The 5433-nt window shown below is 39.5% G+C and carries 7 protein-coding genes; 6 read left to right on the plus strand and 1 reads right to left on the minus strand.

The window, feature by feature from the left end:
• Window positions 1-262 precede the first annotated feature (262 nt).
• From ACTVDO_RS17060 to ACTVDO_RS17085, 6 genes are all read left to right on the plus strand, one after another.
• Entirely contained in the window at window positions 263-1216 is a 954-nt protein-coding gene (locus ACTVDO_RS17060) for a hypothetical protein (protein WP_006324175.1), read from the plus strand.
• 7 nt (window positions 1217-1223) lie between these two features.
• Window positions 1224-2393 carry an RHS repeat domain-containing protein gene (locus ACTVDO_RS17065; RefSeq protein WP_442901937.1) on the plus strand — a complete coding sequence of 390 codons (1170 nt, stop codon included), beginning with the start codon at window positions 1224-1226 and terminating at the stop codon, window positions 2391-2393.
• Between the two features lie 18 nt (window positions 2394-2411).
• Window positions 2412-2702, plus strand: a complete 291-nt coding sequence (locus ACTVDO_RS17070; RefSeq protein ID WP_003397521.1) for a hypothetical protein — start codon at window positions 2412-2414, stop codon at window positions 2700-2702.
• A 227-nt stretch (window positions 2703-2929) separates the two neighbouring features.
• On the plus strand, window positions 2930-3541 hold the full coding sequence (locus ACTVDO_RS17075) for an RHS repeat-associated core domain-containing protein (protein WP_367163529.1): 612 nt from the start codon (window positions 2930-2932) through the stop codon (window positions 3539-3541).
• A gap of 29 nt (window positions 3542-3570) precedes the next feature.
• Complete coding sequence (locus ACTVDO_RS17080; RefSeq protein ID WP_021321627.1) at window positions 3571-3807, plus strand: hypothetical protein; 237 nt, start codon at window positions 3571-3573, stop codon at window positions 3805-3807.
• Between the two features lie 146 nt (window positions 3808-3953).
• A complete protein-coding gene (locus ACTVDO_RS17085; protein WP_442901935.1) occupies window positions 3954-4535 on the plus strand; it encodes an RHS repeat-associated core domain-containing protein in 582 nt (193 codons plus the stop codon).
• Here the strand turns inward: ACTVDO_RS17085 and ACTVDO_RS17090 are convergent.
• Window positions 4518-5433: IS630 family transposase (locus ACTVDO_RS17090; protein ID WP_442901936.1), on the minus strand; the 916-nt coding region annotated here is incomplete at its 5' end. The genes ACTVDO_RS17085 and ACTVDO_RS17090 overlap by 18 nt on opposite strands.

Here is a 5433-nt window from a genome sequence, read left to right on the forward strand (position 1 = left end):
CTAAAGGGGGAAAGCTATCGATTACGGGAAAAGAGGCTCCAAGAAGAAAAACAGAAGGATCAATGAAAGGTCCTTCTGGGGAATTTTAAACCGGCGATTTTGGGGAAAAAATAATCGGCCTTGACAAAAACGTCAGTAGACAAAATCCATCATACCCGTTACTCCATGTTAATCTCTATATTCTTAACCATTTAGAAGTTAAAGATTATACCTAAATCAAAACTTAAACTATTAGTGTCCTCGGTTAAGGAGGGATCAAAACATGTTTCAAATGAATCTAATAAAAAAACTAAAAACTTCTTACCGTATAAGACTGTCAGGAGATAATAAATTTTTATGTCATAATATGGATAGTAAGACGATTGTTTATGATTTAACGACTTGGGAAAAAATTATTGAATTAAACAAACCTAATTATCCAAGTGATATGAGGTTCTCTGAAAACAATAAATATTTATTAATTAAAAGCACTACAGGTACTATATATGTTTATAACACTGCGAACTTCCAGTTGGTAAAAAAGATCCAATCGAAAAAATCTTTTAAGTTGGTTGAAGGAGATACTAATTTTACCCAAGATAATTTAATGATTCTTTCTGTTCTAGAAACCAATGATGGGCAACAAATTGGAACTATTAACATTCATTCAGGGGAATACACGATACTCACAGAATTTAAAAACGCCATTACACTTATTTACTATAATCAATTCCTCAAAAATAGAAATTATCATTTATTTACATTAAGTTATGTAAATAACGAAACGGGTTATAGAGAGAATAAAATTGTTAAAGTTAAGGAACCAATTAACAAGCAGTCAATTGAGTTAAAAAGTCACCCGGAAATTTTAATTTGGGACTCTGTCATTTTCGACTCCATTCATGACGTCTACATCTTGGTAAACGGTTATGAAATAATCTTAGTAGACTCAGACTTTAAAAAGATTTTGAAGAGAGGACACATCATTGACAATGATTCTCCTATGGAACACATTGGATATTTCCAATACCTTCATCAATCAAATGATGGTAGGTTTATTGTAGTGACTTATAATGAAAGTGTAATTATCTTGAGATATGAGGATTTAAAAACCATATTAATTGAAAAAATTCCATATGCTTGTTTTGCTGAATTTAGTAACGATGACCAATATTTACTTGTTGGTACTTGGGAGAACGGGTACGTTTTAGAGAACAACTTACTAGAATATTTTTAGAATTGGTATCTGTACATGTCCTCTCCCATGGAACGAATACAATGCTGTCGGGAACCGTACGAAGAAAATCGTAAACAATGGAACGACGACGATTACCACAACATACACGTATGACGCCGCCGACCAACTAACAGCCGTTAACGGACAGGCATACACATATGATGTGAACGGGAATTTAACGAACAACGGCAACAAAACGTTTGTGTATGATGACGAAAACCGTCTCATTCAAGTAAAAAACGCATCGGGCACTACGATCGCAACCTATACGTATGACCATCAAGGAAGACGCATCAGCAAAACAACATCAAGCGGCACGACTTACTATCACTACGATGGCGACTCGATTCGTCTGTTGTATGAAACAGACGCCAACAACAACATCACAGCGGAATATACGTGGGACGCATTGGGCCGCCCGGTCACGATGACGAAAGGCGGAGCCACTTACTACTATCATTTGAACGGCCATGGAGATGTCGTGGCATTGACGGACGCAAGCGGAAATGTCGTCGCGCAATACGAGTATGACGCATGGGGTAACATTCTGTCCAAAACCGGTGCGCTGGCAACAGCGAACCCATACCGTTATGCCGGCTATTATTACGATGAGGAAACCGGGCTATACTACCTAATGGCGCGGTATTATGATGCGAATATGGGACGGTTTATTACAAGAGATACGTTCCATGGGTTTGAAAATGAGCCGCAAAGTTTGAATCAGTATGCGTATACGAAAAATAACCCGGTAATGTATGTGGATCCGAGTGGGTATGTTGCACAGGCAGTTTTAGTATCGGCTATTAGATATGTTGCATGGGAAATGGCTAAAGGGGCTTTATCGGCTGTTGCTGGACATCTTGCTCAAAAACTGATTGATTACAATTTTAGTTTTAAGAAAACGTTTAAGTATGCTAAAAACAATTGGAGTTACCTTGTGAAGTTAGGAAGGACCGGGGCTCTTGTAGCACTTTATGAGTTACCAACATCATATCACTTTAGCAAAACACAATATAACTTATTTGTAAGACTGTCATATGATCTTGGGAAAGCAGTTAAGAGTTATGTGCTTTCAGCGCTACTCAATGGAGAAAAATTTAGTTTTAAAGATTTAAAAAAGGAAGTAAACGGGGTCATAACACAGTATGTATATGAAATTGCAAAGCAGTCAAAATAATCCTTATAGGAGGACTATATGGACTATTATATAGGCATGTCTTTTATTATTTTGTTGTTAATATTAGGGGGAAGTTATTATGTTTATAAAGGGATAAAATATTCTTCAAAAGAACGGGATTTAGACCAGCGTAAGGGAGGCTATGTAGTAGCGGGGAACGGGTGGTTGGATGAGTTCATTAGGTATGTGATGCCGTTTATGCCAGTATGGTTCGGTAAAATTTTTTATATGGTATTTGGTTTTATTATTATAATAATGGGTGTCTGTTTTCTTTACTTTTTTGTTACCGATTTGCTAGCTACCCTCTAATGTCTATTAAACAAAAGAAATTATAAAGACGACGTAATGGCGTCAGACTGTTTAAAAGCTCATTATTTACTAGGCATGGGGTGTGAACAGTCCCATGCCCCTCTTAATGTATGTTTTAAAATGAAAGGAATAATTTATTGAGCATTAGAAAATAATCTAAAAAGGCCGCTTAGTATTGAAAATCGAATATAAGCTGTCTGTGATGATACCGGTTTAAAACCGGTGCGCTGGCATCGGCGAACCCATACCGTTATGCCGGCTATTATTACGATGAGGAAACCGGACTATACTACCTAATGGCGCGGTATTATGAGGCGAATATGGGGCGATTCTTGACAAGAGATACGTTCCATGGGGTTGAAAACGAGCCGCAAAGTTTGAATCAGTATGTGTATACGAAAAATAATCCAGTAATGTATGTGGATCCGAGTGGGCACATTCCTATAATCGTAGCAGAGGCATTGGTCGGTGCTTTTATTAATGCAGTAGGTTATGTTGCAGAGCTTGTTGCAAAATATGGAACTAGAAATGCTTTTAAACATTTTAGTGGGAAAAAGTTTGCAGTAGAGCTTCTTAAAGGTGCTGCTACTGGTGCTATAGGAGGAGGAATAGTTTCAAAACTCGCAAAAGCGGGACAACTCAGCAAAGTTGCAGAGAAGTTTCTAGCAGGACATTTAGCACCAGCTGCTTATTTGGTCTCTAATTTTGGGGATTTTAGTGCCGGCTCTTTCACCGAGAATCAAATTTTATCAATGTTTAATAACAATGTAGGAATTTTATGGGCAACTGCTAAGCCTTATGTAAAAAAAATATATGAAAAATATAAAAAATGGTTATAAAATATAATGAAATAAAGGAGTAGAATTTAATGGAGGAGGATTTTTACTGGTCTATATTTAATTTTTCAGTTGGAATTTTTGGGATTTGGATGTTTTTTTACACAACACGACAAAGATTTTTTCATAGCAAAACTTTTAGTCGTCTTAAATATATAACCCCATTGCCTATATCTTTTAATTTTTGGCTTATTAAAATTTTGTATTTTGTTGGCGGATTATTATGTGTTGTAGTTGGAATATATGGAATGGCTCGTCCATTTCTCTAAGTAATGAGTATCCATGATGCTAGTATTGGCATCATGGATCTGTTTTTAGGGAATGATACGTATTACTTAGTTTATCGGATGAAACAGACGCCAACAACAACATCACAGCGGAATATACGTGGGACGCATTGGGCCGCCCGGTTACGATGACAAAAGGCGGAGCCACTTACTACTATCATGTGAACGGTCATGGAGATGTCGTCGCATTGACGGACGCAAGCGGAAATGTCGTCGCCCAATACGAGTATGACGCATGGGGTAACATTCTGTCCAAAACCGGTGCGATGGCAACAGCGAACCCATACCGTTATGCCGGGTATTATTACGATGGGGAAACCGGGCTATACTACCTAATGGCGCGGTATTATGAGGCGAATGTGGGACGGTTCTTGACAAGAGATACGTTCCATGGGTTTGAAAATGAGCCGCAAAGTTTGAATCAGTATGCGTATACGAAAAATAATCCGGTAATGTATGTGGATCCAAATGGAAACTATGCATGGATCGTATTGTCATTTCTAAGCGGGGGCGCAAATGCAACTTGGCAAATGGTTTGGGACTTTTATAAAAAATATAAATTTAATCGGAGTGCGTGGATAAATAAATTTAATTGGAAAAAATTAGGTAATTTATTTGTTACGGGGGGATTAATAGGTATATATGGTAGAGGAATAACTATATACATGCAACATGAAGAGTTAACTTCTCAGTCATCCTGCACACCCTAAACGCTGCAGCACTTCCTCCGGACGTTCGTGGATGTAGTTGACAAACCGAGTAATGGCTTGAATGATATCGTTGCGATCCTTGTGAAATACATTGGCAATCACCGTATCTTTCAGCCATTTCCATAAGCGTTCGATCGGGTTCAGCTGTGGCGAATAGGGAGGAAGGTAAATAAAGTGAAAACACTGCCCTTCTTCCCGCAAAAACTCCTTGACCATTTTGGCATGGTGAATGCGGGCGTTATCCAACACCAAAACCATGAGACGGTCTAAATAGCGCTCTTTGAGCATTCTCAAGAAATCCAAGAACGTCGCGGCATTGGCAGCGGTCGTTTGATGAAGCACCGTTTCACCATCATGGACGTTGACCGCGCCAAACAGCGATACGTGGGCATGATGGCCAAACGTCGGCACTTGTTTTTGGCGGCCGACTTCCGACCATGTGGACCGCAAGACATGGTAAGAGCGGATATGGGTTTCATCGATGTACAGAAGAACAGCATCTTCTGTCTCCTTGGTGATCAAGTTTTTTTTTATCAGATCCATTTGTTTTTCAAATTGTTTTTGCTCATCCAGATTTCCTTTCGCCAGTGTGTACGTCGGTCGTGTCCACGACAGCCCTTTGCGGTGCAGGAGTTTTCGCAGCGCTTCGCGGGAAATGGAAACACCGAATTGCTTTGCGACATAGGATTGCAGGAGTTTGGTGTTCCACGCCGAAGCAACGTCCCAGCCCAGTTCCGCGGGAGTAGTGGTCAACACAAGCTGTTTGATCTTTTCCTGCTGTTCTTCGGTGAGAAACGGCTCCCGCCCGGGGGCGAAATCCCGATGAAGCAAGAGCTCCAGACCGCCTTCGTTGAACAGCGACACATAATGGGAAACGGTTTGTCGGCACACGTTGACC

The sequence above is a fragment of the Geobacillus sp. BK01 genome (genome assembly GCF_052220245.1).
Classification (GTDB): Bacteria; Bacillota; Bacilli; order Bacillales; family Anoxybacillaceae; genus Geobacillus.